This window comes from Streptomyces sp. NPDC002054 (assembly GCF_040296685.1).
Lineage (GTDB): Bacteria > Actinomycetota > Actinomycetes > Streptomycetales > Streptomycetaceae > Streptomyces.
In genome coordinates this window covers 179,961-195,692 of record NZ_JBEOXT010000009.1, presented here as the reverse complement: position 1 = coordinate 195,692, position 15,732 = coordinate 179,961, and the positions used below count along the sequence as shown (strand labels likewise).

Below are 15,732 nucleotides of genomic sequence, written 5' to 3'. Positions count from 1 at the left end.
CCATGCCCGCATGCCTCGCTACGAATACCGATGCCGGACCTGCGACGACACCTTTGAGGTCAGCCGGCCGATGGCCGAGTCCTCCGCGCCCGCCGACTGCCCCGCCGGGCACGCCGACACCGTCAAGCTGCTCTCCGCCGTCGCCGTCGGCGGGACCAGCAGCGCCCCCGCCCCTTCCGGAGGCGGAGGTGGCGGGGGCTGCTGCGGTGGCGGGGGCTGCTGCTAGACGCGGCGGGAGAGGGTCAGGCCGTCCGAGATGGCCAGGAGGACGCTGTCCATCCGCCGGTCCGCGCGCACGTGGTCGTTGAAGGCCCGGATGACCGCTCCCGCCCCCGTCTCGGACGCGTCCAGCACCGTGCCGTGGAACAGCGTGTTGTCGGTGACGATCAGGCCGCCCGGGCGGAGCCGCGGGACGATTTCCTCCCAGTAGGCGATCTGGCTCTGCTTGTCCGCGTCGATGTACGCCATGTCGATGTGCGGTTCCGCCGGCAGCGCCCGCAGCGTGTCCAGGGCCGGCGCGATCCGCAGGTCGATGCGGTCCGCGACGCCCGCCGCCTCCCAGGCCCGGCGGCCGTACTCCGTCCACTCCTCGGAGATGTCGCAGGCGATGATCCGGCCCTCCGGCGGCAGGGCCTGTGCCATGGACAGGGTGGAGAAGCCGGTGAAGGTGCCGACCTCCACGATGTGCCGGGCGCCGGTCAGCCGGACCAGGAAGGCCAGCAGTGGCCCCTGCTCCTCCGCCGACTGCATGCCGGCCGAGTCCGGGAACTTCTCCCAGGTGGTCGCGATCAGCCCGCGCTGCACCTCGTCCAGCGGCGGGTTCTGCGCCAGCATGTACGCGTACAACTCATCGGTGATTTTGGTGCTGTTGCCCTTGGTCATGGGGCCAGTGTGCCAACCGTCCGGCCGAATTCCCGGACGATTTCCTCGCCGGCCAGCACGCCCGCCTCGGCCAGCGCCCGCACACCCGGCGCCGTCCACTGCGCATCCGCCAGTTCGCCGTGGCCGGGCCGCCAGGCCCGGTCCGCGGCCAGCAGCAGGTCCGCGTCCAGCAGCGAGTCGCCGGCCGCCAGGGTGAGCTCCGCGTCCGTACGCCGGGCCACCTCCCGCATCGCCGCGCTCTTGGTCAGCGGGCGCGGCACGGCGTAGATCTTGCGGCCCTGGAGGGAAACCGTCCAGCCGCGGGCCTCGGACCACTCCGCCAGGGCCTTCAGCCACTCCTCCGGCACCAGCGCCCGCTCCACCACCAGGTAGACGAACAGCTCCTCGGCCACCCGCGCCTTGCGCAGCCACGCCGGGTCTGCGACGGCCAGCAGGTGCGCGTGCACTTCCTCCAGCGGGGCGCACTCCTCCGCGAGCCGGGCCGCGACCGTGCGCCGCCAGTCCCGGTCCGGGACCCCGTCCACCAGCAGCTGGCCACCGTTGGCGCAGATGGCGTACCGCGCCGGGCGGCCGGGGAGGTTGATCCGCTGGTACTGCTTGCGGGTGCGGGTGGTGGTCGGGACGAAGACCACCGCAGGGTTCTCGGTCAGTTCCGCCAGCAGCCCGGCCGCCGTCTCCGTCATGAAGGAGAGCGGCCGGCCCTCGTGGATCTCCACGCACAGCAGCCGCGGGGCCTCCGGGTCCGGCACGGTCAGCCCGAGGGCCGCCGCCGAGTAGATGAGCGTACGGTCCAGATCGCTTGCTACCAGGACAGTCACGAGGTGGCCACAGCCTTTCCGTCGGCGCCGGTCGCGCCGCGTGTGAAGCGGGGGTGGATGAGTCCTACGCAGGTGTACGGCAGTCCGTCGACCTCCTCGACCGGCACCCCGCGCTGCTCGGCGAGCAGCCGTACGTGGTCCAGGTCGGGCCCGGCACCGCGCTGGGCCAGGATCTTCCACGGCACCCGGCGCAGCAGCACCCGGGTGGTCTCGCCGACGCCCGGCTTGACCAGGTTCACGTCGTGGATGCCGTACTCCTCGCTGATGCGTTCCACCGCCGCCCAGCCCTCCCAGGTGGGGCTGCGGTCGGCGGCCAGGAGGTCCTTGACCTCGGCGTCCACCGTGTCCGCGACCTCGCCGAAGCGGGCGGCGACGGTGTCGACGAACTCGACGGAGACATCGGCACCGGCCAGCTCCCGGTAGAACTTGGCGCCGTGGAAGTCGGTGGGGCCGACCAGGTCGGAGCGGAGCACCGTACGGGATATCAGCCCGGAGACGGTGGAGTTGAGGCAGGCGGAGGGGATGAGGAAGTCCTCGCGGGTGCCGTAGGTGGCAACGCAGCCGCCCGGGTCGGCGAGGACCACGATCTCCGGGTCGAAGCCGGGGAACTCCCTCAGCGCCTCCCGCAGTTCGCGGGTGATGGCGCCCTTGCCGGTCCAGCCGTCGACGAAGACCACGTCGCTCGGGTCGTGGTGGGCGGCCAGCCAGCGCAGGGCATTGGCGTCGATGCCGCGGCCCCGCACGATGGAGACGGCGTAGTGCGGGAGGTCCAGGCCGTGCCGGTGGGCGGCCCAGCGGCGCATCAGCACGCCGACGGGGGTGCCGGCGCGGGCCAGCGAGACCAGGACGGGACGCGGGGACCGTTCGGCGAGGACGGTCTCGGTGACCGTGCCGACGGCGCGGGCGATCCGGTCGGCGGAGGCGGCCAGGGCGGCCCGGAAGAGCTGCTGGTACTGGGCGCTGGGCTGGTACTCGACGGGCAGGGATTCGGCGTAGTGCGCGCCGCCCGACTGGACGGCCTCCTCGCGCTCCTCGGTGGGGGCCTCCAGCTGCACCGCCGAGAGGTCCTGGAGGAGCCAGCCGACGTCGTCCGGGGCGTAGGAGGAGAAGGCGGGGCCGCGCAACGGCTCGGGCAGCATGATCGGCTCCTGCCGGTCGGTGGCGTACGAGGGAGCGCACGGGGGTACGTACGAGGGGACGACCGCGAGCAGGATCCGGCCGGTGTGCGGGCGCAGCTCGGCCAGCAGGCCGGCGTGGAGTTCGGGGGTGTCCCCGGCGGAGTCGACCACGACGACGACGGTGTCGAAGCCGGCTCCGGCGACGTTGTACGCGAAACGGGCGCCGGGGCCGTCGGCCGGAGCGTCGTGGGCGGGGAACTCGAGCCGGGTGCGGATGGCATAACCGGGGTCGTCCACGGCGAGCACGGGCGAGCGGGTGGTGGTGGAGAACCGGACCTCGGCGGCGGCCCCGCTCTCCTCCAGGGCGGTGGCGAGCCGCAACGGGGCGTACATCAGCTCTTCGTTGCCGAGTACGAGGACCCGGCCGGGCCGCGCTCCGAGTGCCTCGGCCAGCTGTTCGCCGAGGCGGGGCAACGCCTCGTCCAGCCGGATCCGGTGCGCGGGCGTGAAGCCGTGCCGGCCGCCGTCCGGGACACCGGCGGGCCAGTCGAGCACGACCCGCTCGGCTCCGGCCGGGCCATGAGCCGCCGGGCCGGGCGCCGCCAAGCCGGACAGCGCGGCCGACGCCTCCTGCTGAGCCGGGTCCTGAGCCGCGTCCTGGGCCTCGTACTCCGCGACCAGGGCCCGGCCGCGCTCCAGCACGCCCTCCGGCAGGTGCACCGTGCCGCTCGCCAGGGCGATCAGGTCGACCCGGGCGCCGAGCTCGGCGGCGAAGGCGGTGAGCCGGTCCCGGTCGGCCGGGCAGCGCATGTCGACCAGGGCCACCACCACGTAGTGCTCGCGCGGGTGCCGTGCGTGCAGGTCGCGGATGGTGTTGAGGACCGTGTTCCCGGTGGAGAACTCGTCGTCCACCAGCACCAGCGGCCCCGCCCCGGCCAACAGCTTCGGGTCCTCGGGCAGCAGCAGGTGGGAGGTGGCGTGCGAGTGGGACTCCTCGAAGCCGCCGGCCGGGGTCAGGCCCGGAACCGGGCGGCGGGTGGAGTGCAGGTAGGAGGCCACGCCCAGGCCGTCGGCCACGCAGTGGCCCAGCCCGGTCGCGGTCTCCGCGTAGCCGAGGACCACCGCCGACCCGGCGGCCTCGCCGAGCAGCTCCCGCACCCGCTCGCCGAGCCCGTACCCGGCGGCGCGGACCACGGACGGGGACTGCGGGACGTGCTTGCCGAGCACCTGTGAGACCAGCAGGTGAGCCCGCTTGGGGTTGCGCCGCAGCGCCAGCCCGAGCAGCGCGGGCAGCCCGGGCAGCCCAGCCGCCGTGCCCGCCTCCGCGTCCTCCAGCCGTATGCCCAGTCGTTCCGCGACCCACGTACCCGACCACACCGTGTCGATCTTCTTGCCTTCCGTCGACGTCATCGTCATCGCTCGCCCGGACATCACACCTGGAGTCCGGCCGTGAGGAGATCGACGAAGCCGATCTCCTCCTTCGCCACCCCGAAGACCTCGGCGCGCAGCATGGTGCGCTCGGCCCAGGCCCGGTGGGGCTTCACCTCGTTCATTTTGTTCGTATAAGCCGATCGCAGCACCCCGCCACCGCCCTGTTCCGGCCGCAGAATGTCCTGGGCGTCGCTGAATTCCTCGTGCGAGACCACCGACAGGGCGTGCACCGGGGTGGTGTGCGCGGGGTGGATACAGGTCTTGCCGAGCAGGCCGTTCGCCCGGTCGAGTTCGATCTCGCGCAGCAGCCCGTCCAGGTCGTGCTCGATGAGCGCGGTGCGCAGTTCCTCGGCCTGGCCCTCCAGGAAGGGGCTGCGGCGCAGCTGGGGCTTGAACATGCGCTGCTGGTGGCGGAAGTACTCCCAGACCGGGCCGGTGACGGTGAAGCCGGTGCCGTCGGCCCGGCTGAGCACGTTGACCACGTCGGCGATCACGCCGGCGACGATCTGGACGTCGTACGCGGTCATGTCGGGGGTGCGGCGCAGGCCGTAGGCGGAGCAGAAGTCGGTGACGCCGAGGCGGAGGGCGAGGACCCGGTCACGGTGCCGGTTCACCGTGCGCGAAATGCCGGCGAGGGCTTCGACGCGGGTTTCGAGGTGCAGCAGCTCGGGGGATTCGAGGACCGGCATGGCATACAGACGCTGTCCGACCCGGGCTTCGGCGGCCTCAACGGCGTCCAGGAAGGCGATGCCCCGGTCCTCGGTGAACTTGGGAAGCACGAATCCGGCCAATCGGCGGACACTGCCGCCGAGCCGGGCCGCCAGGTCCGGGATCTGCTCCGGGGTGCGGACCCGGATGAAAAGCAGGGGGAGCTCGGCGGCCCCGGCCTCCCCGGCCTCCCCGGTCTGCGCGTCGAGCTCGGCGAACTGCCGGATCAGATTGTCCTCGCCGCCCTCGACCTCGGCGTCACCGATGGAATCCTCCAGGCAGAGCACCATGGACACGACTCCACGGGCAGCCTGCTTGCGGATGTCGGCGGCCAGTCGGGGGCGGGTCGCGGGGCTGTAGAGGGTGGCGCCGAGGGCGGCTGCGAGGGTGCGCACCGGCGAGTCGGCGGTGAATTCGCTCGGCTCCCGGTGGAAGAGGTCCTTGCGGACCGCGGGCGCGATGTGCCCGAAATGACGCATGTGCTTCCCCCGTACTGCCTCGGCGGCCCATCTGCCGTGGCCGGTAATAGTACGTACGAATGAGATTCAAGAGTTCCCCAAGTACATGAAATCCAGGTAACCCCTATGCACCATGCACGGGGCCCGGACAGCCGACAAGGGCCGTGCACGCCGCTCGCAACACCCCGGCCCCGCTACGGGGGGCCGCATTGTCCCGCTCCGCCCCGGGAGGGCAGGATGACGGGCATGACGCACGCGATGCAGAAGGGCTCCAACATCCCGGTGACCGCCGCCGCGGTCCGGGCGGTGTTGCGCTGGACCAACGGCCCCGAGGTGCCGGACGTGGACGCCTCGGCGCTGCTGGTGGGCCCGGACGGACGGGTGCGCTCGGACGAGGACTTCGTCTTCTACAACCAGCCGCGGCACCCCTCCGGGGCGGTCTGGCGGCTGGGCAAGAAGCAGATCGGCGAGGCGGTCACCGACGCCGTGCAGGCCGACCTGGGCGCGGTCACCGCGCAGGTGGACCGGATCCTGGTGGTGGCCTCGGCCGAGGACATGCCCTTCGAGCTGGTCCAGGACCTGCGGATCCTGCTGTACGACGCCACCGGCGCGGGCGGCGCCGAGCCCCTCGCCTACTTCGACGTACGGCCCGAGACGGGCGCCGAGACGGCGCTGATCTGCGGGGAGCTGTACCGGCGGGGCGAGGGCTGGAAGTTCCGGGCGCTCGGCGAGGGCTACTCCAACGGGCTGGTGGGGCTCGCCACCGACCACGGGATCTCGGTGGACGAAACCGCCGCCGAGGAGGCCTCCGCGGCTTCGTCGGCCTCGTCGGCTTCGTCAGCCGGGTCGGCCGGGTCGGCGGAGAGCGCACAGCCGGAGCCCGCCGAGGCCACCAGGGCGATGCGGCCTCCGGTCCCCGCCGTGCCGCCGGTTCCGGCGGCGCCGCCGACCCAGGCCCCGCCGGCCGCGCAGCCCGCCTACGGGTACCCGCAGCCGGTGTCCCCGGCCCCGGTGCCGGCGCCGGGCGGCGACTCCACCTTCCGGCTGCCGCTCCAAGGCCCGCAGTTCATCCGGCGGTAGCCGGGCCCGCCCCGGCCGCGCCCCGGCCGGGGCGTCAGCTCTTGGTGGTTTTGTAGCCCAGGCCCCACTGGAGCCCCCAGCCGTACAGCCGGTCCAGCTCGGCCTGGAACCCGTACACGAACCTCACCTCGCGGCGGACGATCAGTTCGCCCTTGACGGTCTCCAGGGAGACCACCGCGCAGGAGCGGGCCTCCGGGGCCCGCTCGTCCAGCGGGACCTCGATCCGCGGTCCGGTGCTCGGGTACAGGGTCACCATGGCGTGTGTCCGGTCGAAGGCCGGGGTCTGGTCGTAGATGTAGACGAAGACCAGCAGCCGCTTGATCTCCTCGGCGTGGTCGAGGTTGATGTAGAGGGTCTCCCCGGACGCCGATCCGAACCGGTCGTCCCCGCTGAGCTTGATGTACGGCGGGTCGTTGAGGTCGCCGAGCAGGGTGCCCAGCGGCTGGACCACGCCCCGGGTGCCGTCCGTCAGCTCGTACAGGCAGCCCATGTCCAGGTCGACGTTGACCATGCCCTGGGTGTGCGCCTGAACCATGTCGGGTTTGAAGAGTTTGAAAGGATGGCGGAAAAGCTGTCCGCTCTGCCCCGACCGGCCGCCGTCGAAGTCGGAGCTCCGCATCCGCCAGGACAGGTTGACCCGCAGGTTTCCGGTGACGGCCCCCTGTTTGGTCAGGGAGACCGTGGGATGCCGCCGGGTCAGCTCGATCGCGCTCGATCCGGCGCTGCCCGACTGGAACTGTGCTGCCCGGCTCCCCCTGAGCCCGTCGAAGAACCCCATGTCTTCCCCCCACTTCGAAAACGCCGACAGGGGCGGCCGGAAGGCCGCCCCTGTCAATGGTTCCGCATGTGCGCGGGGGTCATGCCTTGGCGGCCGGCCCCTTGGCTGCTTCCAGCTCCAGCCGCTTGTTGCGGCGGACCGAGGACCAGAAGGAGCCGGCGATCAGCAGCACACCGATGGTGCCGGTGATGAGCTCGGTGATCTCGTGCTCGATGGTGATGAGCAGGATGACGGCGAGCGCGCCGATGGCGTAGTGCGCGCCGTGCTCCAGGTAGACGTAGTCGTCCAGGGTGCCCTGGCGGACCAGGTAGACCGTGAGCGACCGGACGTACATGGCGCCGATGCCGAGGCCAAGCGCCATCCAGAAGATGTGGTTGGTGATCGCGAACGCGCCGATGACCCCGTCGAAGGAGAAGGACGCGTCGAGGACCTCGAGGTAGAGGAAGAGGAAGAACGCCGCCTTGCCGGCCAGGCCGACCGCGGAGACCGGCTTGCCCGCCGCCTTGGCCTTCTCCTCCTCCTCGTGCTCGTGCTCCTCTTCCTCTTCGAGCTTGTTCTCGAAGTAGGAGGAGAGACCGCCGACGATGAGGTAGGTGATCAGACCGGCGACGCCGGCGAGCAGCACGGTGGAGGTCTTGTCCGCGTGGCCGGTGCTGGTGTGGGCGTTGGTCGCAAAGGTCATCGCGGAGAACAGCAGCGCGATCAGGGCGATGCAGACCGACAGCATGTCGACCTTGCCGAGCTTGGCCAGGGGCCGCTCGAGCCAGGCCAGCCACTTGTGGTCACGGTCTTCGAAGATGAAGTCAAGGAAGATCATCAGCAGGAACATGCCACCGAAGGCGGCGATCGCCGGGTGGGCGTCGGTGACCAGCGCCTCGTACCGCTCGGGCTCGTCCAGCGCGAGCTGGATGGCCTCGATGGGCCCGACCTGGGCGCTGATCGCAACGATGGCGACAGGGAAGACCAGTCGCATACCGAACACGGCGATGAGAATGCCGATGGTGAGGAAGATCTTCTGCCAGAAGGCATTCATCTTCTTCAGGATTCCGGCATTGACGACCGCATTGTCGAAGGACAGCGAGATCTCGAGGATCGACAGGATCAGTACGACCCCGAACGCCTCCCACCCCCACTGCCATGCGGCGAAGGCAAGGCCGAGCGCCGTGATGGCGAACGACCAGCCGAAGGTTTTCAGGACCACTGGCACCCCATGATCTTGTACGGCTTTACGAAACGTTGACCCCGAAGTCTAGAGCGATGCCCCTCAGGCCCGACGCGTACCCCTGCCCCACCGCACGGAACTTCCATTCACCCCCGTACCGGTAGACCTCGCCGAAGATCATTGCGGTCTCGCTGGAGGCGTCCTCGGAGAGGTCGTAGCGGGCCAGTTCCTGGCCGTCCGCCTCGTTCACCACGCGGATGAACGCATTGGTGACCTGGCCGAAAGTCTGCCGGCGGGCGTCCGCATCGTGGATCGAGACCGGAAAGACGATCTTGTCCACCTCGGCCGGCACCATGGTCAGGTCGATGATGATCGACTCGTCGTCCCCGTCGCCCTCACCTGTCAGGTTGTCACCGGTGTGCTCGACGGAGCCCTCGGGGCTCTTGAGGTTGTTGTAGAAGACGAAGTACTGGTCTCCGAGCACCCGGCCGCCGTTGCACAGCAGTGCACTGGCGTCGAGGTCGAAGTCCGCCCCCGTGGTGGAGCGCGCGTCCCAGCCGAGGCCGACCAGAATCCGGGTCAGGTTCGGTGCGGCCTTGGAGAGGGAGACATTGCCCCCCTTGGCGAGTGTGACGCCCATGTTGTGGTCCTCCCCGGACGACGTGGTGATGGCAAAGCCGTCCGGCGCCGCACACGGTCAGTGCGCGGCGCCGGACGAGGTGATCTGCTCCGCAGGCTCAGACGTTGACGCCGAAGTCCTGCGCGATGCCGCGCAGGCCCGAGGCGTAGCCCTGCCCGATGGCGCGGAACTTCCACTCCGCGCCGTTGCGGTACAGCTCGCCGAAGACCATGGCGGTCTCGGTCGAGGCGTCCTCGCTCAGGTCGTAGCGGGCGAGCTCGGTGTTGTCGGCCTGGTTCACCACGCGGATGAAGGCGTTGCGGACCTGGCCGAAGCTCTGCTGGCGGGTCTCGGCGTCGTAGATCGACACCGGGAAGACGATGCGGTGCACGTCGGCCGGGACACCGGCCAGGTTCACCTTGATCTGCTCGTCGTCGCCCTCGCCCTCACCGGTGAGGTTGTCACCGGTGTGCTCCACCGAGCCGTCGGGGCTCTTGAGGTTGTTGAAGAAGACGAAGTTGCCGTCGCCGGCGACCTTGCCCTGGTCGTTGGTGAGCAGCGCGCTGGCGTCGAGGTCGAACTCGGTGCCGGTGGTGGTGCGAGCGTCCCAGCCCAGACCGACGATGACCGCCGTCAGGTTGGGGGCGGCCTTGGTCAGCGAGACGTTGCCGCCCTTGCTGAGGCTGACTCCCACGGGTCCTCCATTGGGTTCTTGTGTGGGGCGGGGCCCCGTTGTGCGGTTGCTACCGGATCAACGGTTGGATCCTAGTGACGGGTTCCCGCCGTGGGCACCCTTTGTGCCGGATCGCGCCACGGCGGGACCGCCTCAGAGGCTGTCGATGGCCGCGATGTACTCGTTCAGGTCCCGGGCGTCGGGCAGGCCGTTGACGACGGTCCAGCGCACGATGCCCTCCTTGTCGATGACGAAGGTGCCGCGCACCGCGCAGCCCTTGTCCTCGTCGAAGACGCCGTAGGCGCGGGAGGTCTCGCCGTGCGGCCAGAAGTCCGAAAGCAGCGGGTACTCCAGACCCTCCTGCTCGGCGAAGACGCGCAGGGTGGGCACGGAGTCGTTGGAGACGGCGAGCAGCTGGACCTCGTCGTTCTGGAAGCGCGGCAGCTGGTCGCGCAGCTCGCAGAGCTCGCCGGTGCAGACGCCGGTGAAGGCGAACGGGTAGAAGAGCAGAACCACGTTCTTCTCGCCGCGGAAGTCCGAGAGCCGGACCGTGGCGCCGTGGTTGTCCTTGAGCTCGAAGTCCGGGGCCTTGTTTCCGACCTCGATCGCCATCTCTCGCGTCCCTTCATTGGGTCATTGGGCTGTTCGGGTGGGGCCAGCTTAGACACCCCGGCCGCGCCGGGGGAAAAGCCGCGGGCCCCCGCCGACCGGGGTCGGCGGGGGCCCGTCCGCTGGGTTGCGGGCGCTCGGATCAGCGCTTGGACTTTGCGGCCTTGGGGGTCATCAGGCGGCTGGCGACCCACTCCTTGCCGACGCTGACGCTCTTGGTCTGCGAGAGGCCCGCAGTCGAGGCGGCCTCGCTGATGTCACTGGCTTCCACGTAACCGGGCCGGCCGGTCTTCGGGGTCAGCAGGAGGATCAGGGCATTGTCCTCGACCAGCTCGGTGGCATCGACCAGGGCGTCCGTCAGATCGCCGTCGTCCTCACGGAACCACAGCACCACGGCGTCGGCCACGTCGTCGTAGTCCTCGTCGACGAGGTCGTTGCCGATGTGGTCCTCAATGACCTCGCGGAAATCCTGATCGGCGTCCTCGTCGTAGCCGATCTCCTGGACCACCTGGTCGGACTGGAAACCCAGCCGGGCGGCCAGACTGGTCTCCGCGTGGTCCGCGGTCGCGCTCACGGGGTGCCTCCTGCTCATGTTCGGTGAATGTCTTCTGGGCCGCGCGCGTACGCGCAGCATTGGGCGTAGTCCACACGGGCTCGGCGGATCGCGCAAGTACCCGGCCGTCGAGACCGTCGAAACGGTGACGATTACGGCCGTCTCGACGCACTCCGGTGACTCATCCCACACCATTGCAGCCTATTCGGCCTCGATGAGGACTTTCGTACCCCTATGAGGGACGAACGGCCCTGGGGACCTGCCGAATGGCGTGGGCGTAAGGTTGCAATTTGGCCGGACCCGTCCCGCAGCCGCCCCCAACACCAGACGCAGTCGCCGGAAGTTCCAGGGGTTACCTAGCGGTACAGGTGACGATGATGGCCTGGCGGTACACGATGGGAGGCGGTGTGACTCAGGGCACGACTCCCCCGACAGCGAAGGAACAGCGTGGCTTCCGCATCCGATCGCAACCCGATCATCATTGGCGGCCTGCCGAGCCAGGTCCCGGACTTCGATCCGGAGGAGACCCGGGAGTGGCTCGACTCCCTGGACGCCGCGGTCGACGAGCGGGGCCGTGAGCGGGCCCGGTACCTGATGCTGCGGCTGATCGAGCGGGCCCGCGAGAAGCGCGTGGCCGTGCCGGAGATGCGCAGCACGGACTACGTCAACACCATCGCCACCAAGGACGAGCCGTTCTTCCCGGGCAACGAGGAGATCGAGCGCAAGGTCCTGAACGCCACTCGCTGGAACGCGGCCGTGATGGTCTCGCGCGCCCAGCGCCCGGGCATCGGGGTGGGCGGCCACATCGCCACCTTCGCCTCCTCCGCCTCCCTCTACGACGTGGGTTTCAACCACTTCTTCCGGGGCAAGGACGAGGGGGACGGCGGCGACCAGATCTTCTTCCAGGGCCACGCCTCCCCCGGTGTGTACGCCCGCGCCTACCTGCTGGACCGGCTCTCCGAGCAGCAGCTCGACGCCTTCCGCCAGGAGAAGTCGAAGGCCCCATACGGCCTCTCCAGCTACCCGCACCCGCGGCTGATGCCCGACTTCTGGGAGTTCCCGACCGTCTCGATGGGCCTGGGCCCGATCGGCGCGATCTACCAGGCCCGGATGAACCGGTACATGGAGGCGCGCGGGATCGCGGACACCTCCAAGTCACACGTTTGGGCGTACCTCGGCGACGGCGAGATGGACGAGCCGGAGTCGCTCGGCCAGCTGACCCTCGCCGCCCGCGAGGGCCTGGACAACCTGACCTTCGTGGTCAACTGCAACCTGCAGCGGCTCGACGGCCCGGTCCGCGGCAACGGCAAGGTCATCCAGGAGCTGGAGTCGGTCTTCCGCGGTGCCGGCTGGAATGTCATCAAGCTGATCTGGGACCGCTCCTGGGACCCGCTGCTGGCCCAGGACCGCGACGGCATCCTGGTCAACAAGATGAACACCACGCCGGACGGGCAGTTCCAGACGTACGCGACCGAGACCGGCGGCTATATCCGCGACCACTTCTTCGGCGACGACCACCGGCTGCGCGCCATGGTCGAGAACATGACCGACGCCCAGATCCTGCACCTGGGGCGCGGCGGCCACGACCACAAGAAGATCTACGCGGCGTATGCGGCGGCCAAGGCCCACAAGGGCCAGCCGACGGTGATCCTGGCGAAGACCGTCAAGGGCTGGACGCTGGGCCCGAACTTCGAGGGCCGCAACGCGACCCACCAGATGAAGAAGCTGACGGTCGACGACCTCAAGGGCTTCCGGGACCGGCTGCACCTCCCGATCACGGACGCGCAGCTGGAGGGCGGCCTGCCGCCGTACTACCACCCGGGCCCGAAGTCCGAGGAGATCCAGTACATGCACGACCGGCGCAGCGCGCTGGGCGGCTATGTACCGACCCGGGTGGTGCGCGCCAAGCCGCTGCCGCTGCCGGACGACACGACCTACGCAGCCGCAAAGAAGGGCTCCGGCCAGCAGTCGATCGCGACGACGATGGCCTTCGTCCGCATCCTGAAGGACCTGATGCGGGACAAGGAGATCGGCAAGCGGTTCGTGCTGATCGCCCCGGACGAGTACCGCACCTTCGGCATGGACGCCTTCTTCCCGAGCGCCAAGATCTACAACCCGCTGGGCCAGCAGTACGAGGCGGTCGACCGCGACCTGCTGCTCGCGTACAAGGAGTCGCCGACCGGCCAGATGCTGCACGACGGCATCTCGGAGGCGGGCTGCACGGCCTCGCTGATCGCCGCGGGCTCGGCCTACGCCACCCACGGCGAGCCGCTGATCCCGGTCTACGTCTTCTACTCGATGTTCGGTTTCCAGCGCACCGGCGACCAGTTCTGGCAGATGGCCGACCAGCTGGCGCGCGGCTTCGTGCTGGGCGCCACGGCCGGCCGGACCACCCTGACGGGTGAAGGCCTCCAGCACGCCGACGGCCACTCGCAGCTGCTGGCGTCGACCAACCCGGGCTGTGTGGCGTACGACCCGGCCTACGGCTACGAGATCGCGCACATCGTCAAGGACGGTCTGCGGCGGATGTACGGGCCCGAGGCGGAGGACGTCTTCTACTACCTGACCGTCTACAACGAGCCGATCCAGCACCCGGCCGAGCCGGCCGACGTGGACGTGGACGGCATCCTCAAGGGCATCCACCGGATCTCGGCGGGCCAGGCGGGTGCCATCCCGGCGCAGATCATGGCCTCGGGCGTGGGCGTGCCGTGGGCGCTGGAGGCGCAGCGGATCCTGGCCGCGGAGTGGAACGTCCGGGCGGACGTCTGGTCGGCGACCTCCTGGAACGAGCTGCGCCGTGACGCCGTCGAGGTGGAGCAGCACAACATGCTCCACCCGGAGGAGGAGCAGCGGGTTCCGTATGTGACCCGGAAGCTGTCCGGGGCCCAGGGCCCGTTCGTGGCGGTCTCCGACTGGATGCGTGCGGTGCCGGACCAGATCTCCCGGTGGGTGCCGGGGGCGTACACCTCGCTGGGCGCGGACGGCTTCGGCTTCGCCGACACCCGGGGTGCGGCCCGCCGGTTCTTCCACATCGACGCGCAGTCGGTGGTGCTGGCGGTGCTGACCGAGCTCGCCAAGGAGGGCCGGATCGACCGCTCGGTGCTGAAGCAGGCGATCGACCGGTACCAGCTGCTGGACGTGGCGGCGGCCGACCCGGGCGCGGCGGGCGGCGACGCCTGACCGCCGCGGGGCGGCGGGGGTGACCGGGGCGCGGGGCGTTGCCCTGCCCCCCTGATCCCGCTCCTCGCGGTGAGTTCTTTGCCGACGCAGCTCCGGTCCGGCCGGGGCTGCGTCGGTGTCTGCGTTTACGGGTTCTTTACGATGCCCTGCATGAAGGATGAGTCCCGCCAGGTGCGCTGGGAGCGGCGCACCCAGGTTCCGCTGCTGCTGCTCGCCGTGACCTTCGCGGTCGCCTACGCCGTGCCGATCGTGGCGCCGGACGCGAGCCCCGCGGTACAGCGGGCCTGCCTGCACGCCGAATGGGTGGTGTGGGGCGCCTTCGCGCTGGACTACTGCGTGCGGCTGCGCCTGGCGGAGCACCGGTGGCTGTTCGTCCGTACGCACTGGCTGGACCTGGCCGCGGTCCTGCTGCCGCTGATCCAGCCGCTGCGGCTGCTGCGGCTGGTGTCGACCCTGCTGCTGGTGGGCCGGCGGGCCCGGATGGCTCCGCAGGTGCATCTGACCACCTATGTGGCGGGCTCGGTGGTGGGGCTGATGATGTTCGGCTCGCTGGCCGTGCTGAGCGTGGAGCGGGACGCGCCGGGCGGCAACATCAAGAACCTCGGCGATGCGGTGTGGTGGTCGTTCACGACCATGACCACGGTCGGCTACGGGGACCACTCCCCCACCACCGGCCTCGGCCGGGTGCTGGCGGTCGGTCTGATGCTGTCCGGGATCGCCCTGCTCGGTGTGGTCACCGCCAACATCGCCGCCTGGTTCATCTCCCGCTTCGAGCGGGACGACCAGGTGGAGCGGGCGCAGCTGGCGGCGATCCGGGAGCTCCAGGGGGAGGTGCGCGCGCTGCGCGCCGAGCTCGGCGCGCTGTCCGCGGCGGGCCCGGCCGCCCCGCCCGGGCCCGGCGGCGTACCCGCACAGGCTGCGGACGGGACGGCCCCCGAACCGGCGGGCGCCGCCTAGTTCTCCCAGACCTTGAACGCGCGCACCTGGTAGGGCGATTGCGGCAGCCAGACCCCGTCACCTGGATAGGTCTGGAACTCCCCGGTCTCGGCGCACACCTCCGACTGGTACGTGGTCACCGGCCGGCCCGTCCGGTTGGCCAGGGACTGCACGGTCTTCCCGGCGGGCAGCGGGGTGCAGCCGTCCACGTCGACCCCGCTCAGTTCGTGGACCTGCCGGGACCCCTGGAAGGCGGGTTTGGCCCACAGGCAGAGCTGGCCCGTGGCGCAGGGCCCGAGCGTCGGCGGGGCGCCCGCCCGGGCACCGGGCGTGTCCCGGCCCGCCGGGACAGCCTGCGCGGCGGTGGCTCCGGCGGCCAGGACGCCCGCGGCGAGAGCGAGGGCCAGGGAACGGGTACGTGAACGGGTACGCATCACGGTCAACTCCTTGCACGGCGAATGGCCCGTATGGGTGGCCAGGGCGGCCGGGGGCCCGTACGGATCGCTGTGACACCACGCTGACCTGCGATGACGCCGGGGCGGAAGACCGCCGGGAGCAGATCATCCGAATAGGGGATTGCTCTGCCGGGCCGCCCCGCTGGGCGTCGCGCACGCGCGGAATTGACCCTTCCGCGCCGGGACGCAGGGGTCGGGCCCGCCTCCCGGATGCCCCGAACGTGTCCGGCGCGACTGCGTTCCCGAACGGCTCAACGGACCCCCGCCGCCGG

The 15,732-nt window shown here is 70.5% G+C and carries 15 protein-coding genes; 4 read left to right on the top strand and 11 right to left on the bottom strand.

Annotation, left to right across the window (positions count from 1 at the left end; genetic code table 11):
* Positions 1-10: 10 nt before the first annotated feature.
* Positions 11-226: an FmdB family zinc ribbon protein gene (locus ABT123_RS11235; RefSeq protein WP_351312051.1), complete on the top strand. Its 216-nt coding sequence runs from the start codon at positions 11-13 to the stop codon at positions 224-226.
* Here ABT123_RS11235 and ABT123_RS11230 read toward each other — a convergent pair.
* From ABT123_RS11230 to ABT123_RS11215, 4 genes are read right to left on the bottom strand one after another with little or no spacing between them, the layout of a single operon-like run.
* Positions 223-882 (bottom strand): O-methyltransferase, encoded by a 660-nt coding sequence (locus ABT123_RS11230; RefSeq protein WP_351312049.1) that lies wholly within the window; start codon positions 880-882, stop codon positions 223-225. The genes ABT123_RS11235 and ABT123_RS11230 overlap by 4 nt on opposite strands.
* Entirely contained in the window at positions 879-1,700 is an 822-nt protein-coding gene (locus ABT123_RS11225; RefSeq protein WP_351312047.1) for an HAD family hydrolase, read from the bottom strand. The genes ABT123_RS11230 and ABT123_RS11225 overlap by 4 nt, the downstream gene beginning before the upstream one ends.
* Positions 1,697-4,228: a phosphoribosyltransferase gene (locus ABT123_RS11220; protein WP_502970930.1), complete on the bottom strand. Its 2,532-nt coding sequence runs from the start codon at positions 4,226-4,228 to the stop codon at positions 1,697-1,699. The genes ABT123_RS11225 and ABT123_RS11220 overlap by 4 nt, the downstream gene beginning before the upstream one ends.
* Before the next feature lie 20 nt (positions 4,229-4,248).
* A complete protein-coding gene (locus ABT123_RS11215; RefSeq protein ID WP_351312043.1) occupies positions 4,249-5,436 on the bottom strand; it encodes an HpcH/HpaI aldolase/citrate lyase family protein in 1,188 nt (395 codons plus the stop codon).
* A 225-nt stretch (positions 5,437-5,661) separates the two neighbouring features.
* Between ABT123_RS11215 and ABT123_RS11210 the strand changes: the two genes are divergently transcribed.
* Positions 5,662-6,495, top strand: coding sequence for a TerD family protein (locus ABT123_RS11210; protein ID WP_351312041.1), 834 nt, complete (start codon positions 5,662-5,664; stop codon positions 6,493-6,495).
* Between the two features lie 34 nt (positions 6,496-6,529).
* On the opposite strand, the gene ABT123_RS11205 is transcribed toward ABT123_RS11210, so the two are convergent.
* The 6 genes from ABT123_RS11205 to ABT123_RS11180 form a co-directional block, all read right to left on the bottom strand.
* The gene (locus tag ABT123_RS11205; RefSeq protein WP_351312039.1) at positions 6,530-7,273 is read right to left on the bottom strand and encodes a TerD family protein; all 744 of its coding nucleotides are present in this window, start codon (positions 7,271-7,273) and stop codon (positions 6,530-6,532) included.
* A 79-nt stretch (positions 7,274-7,352) separates the two neighbouring features.
* Complete coding sequence (locus ABT123_RS11200; protein WP_351312125.1) at positions 7,353-8,474, bottom strand: DUF475 domain-containing protein; 1,122 nt, start codon at positions 8,472-8,474, stop codon at positions 7,353-7,355.
* Between the two features lie 25 nt (positions 8,475-8,499).
* Entirely contained in the window at positions 8,500-9,075 is a 576-nt protein-coding gene (locus ABT123_RS11195; protein ID WP_351312037.1) for a TerD family protein, read from the bottom strand.
* 97 nt (positions 9,076-9,172) lie between these two features.
* Positions 9,173-9,748 (bottom strand): TerD family protein, encoded by a 576-nt coding sequence (locus tag ABT123_RS11190; protein WP_150210018.1) that lies wholly within the window; start codon positions 9,746-9,748, stop codon positions 9,173-9,175.
* A gap of 132 nt (positions 9,749-9,880) precedes the next feature.
* Entirely contained in the window at positions 9,881-10,339 is a 459-nt protein-coding gene (locus ABT123_RS11185; RefSeq protein WP_351312035.1) for a peroxiredoxin, read from the bottom strand.
* A gap of 139 nt (positions 10,340-10,478) precedes the next feature.
* On the bottom strand, positions 10,479-10,910 hold the full coding sequence (locus tag ABT123_RS11180; RefSeq protein ID WP_351312033.1) for a DUF3052 domain-containing protein: 432 nt from the start codon (positions 10,908-10,910) through the stop codon (positions 10,479-10,481).
* A 426-nt stretch (positions 10,911-11,336) separates the two neighbouring features.
* Between ABT123_RS11180 and aceE the strand changes: the two genes are divergently transcribed.
* Positions 11,337-14,069, top strand: a complete 2,733-nt coding sequence (gene aceE / locus ABT123_RS11175) for a pyruvate dehydrogenase (acetyl-transferring), homodimeric type (protein ID WP_351312031.1) — start codon at positions 11,337-11,339, stop codon at positions 14,067-14,069.
* A gap of 150 nt (positions 14,070-14,219) precedes the next feature.
* A complete protein-coding gene (locus ABT123_RS11170) occupies positions 14,220-15,026 on the top strand; it encodes a potassium channel family protein (protein WP_351312029.1) in 807 nt (268 codons plus the stop codon).
* Here ABT123_RS11170 and ABT123_RS11165 read toward each other — a convergent pair.
* Positions 15,023-15,439 (bottom strand): peptidase inhibitor family I36 protein, encoded by a 417-nt coding sequence (locus ABT123_RS11165; RefSeq protein ID WP_351312027.1) that lies wholly within the window; start codon positions 15,437-15,439, stop codon positions 15,023-15,025. The two genes, ABT123_RS11170 and ABT123_RS11165, sit on opposite strands and share 4 nt — an antisense overlap.
* Positions 15,440-15,732: the final 293 nt, after the last annotated feature.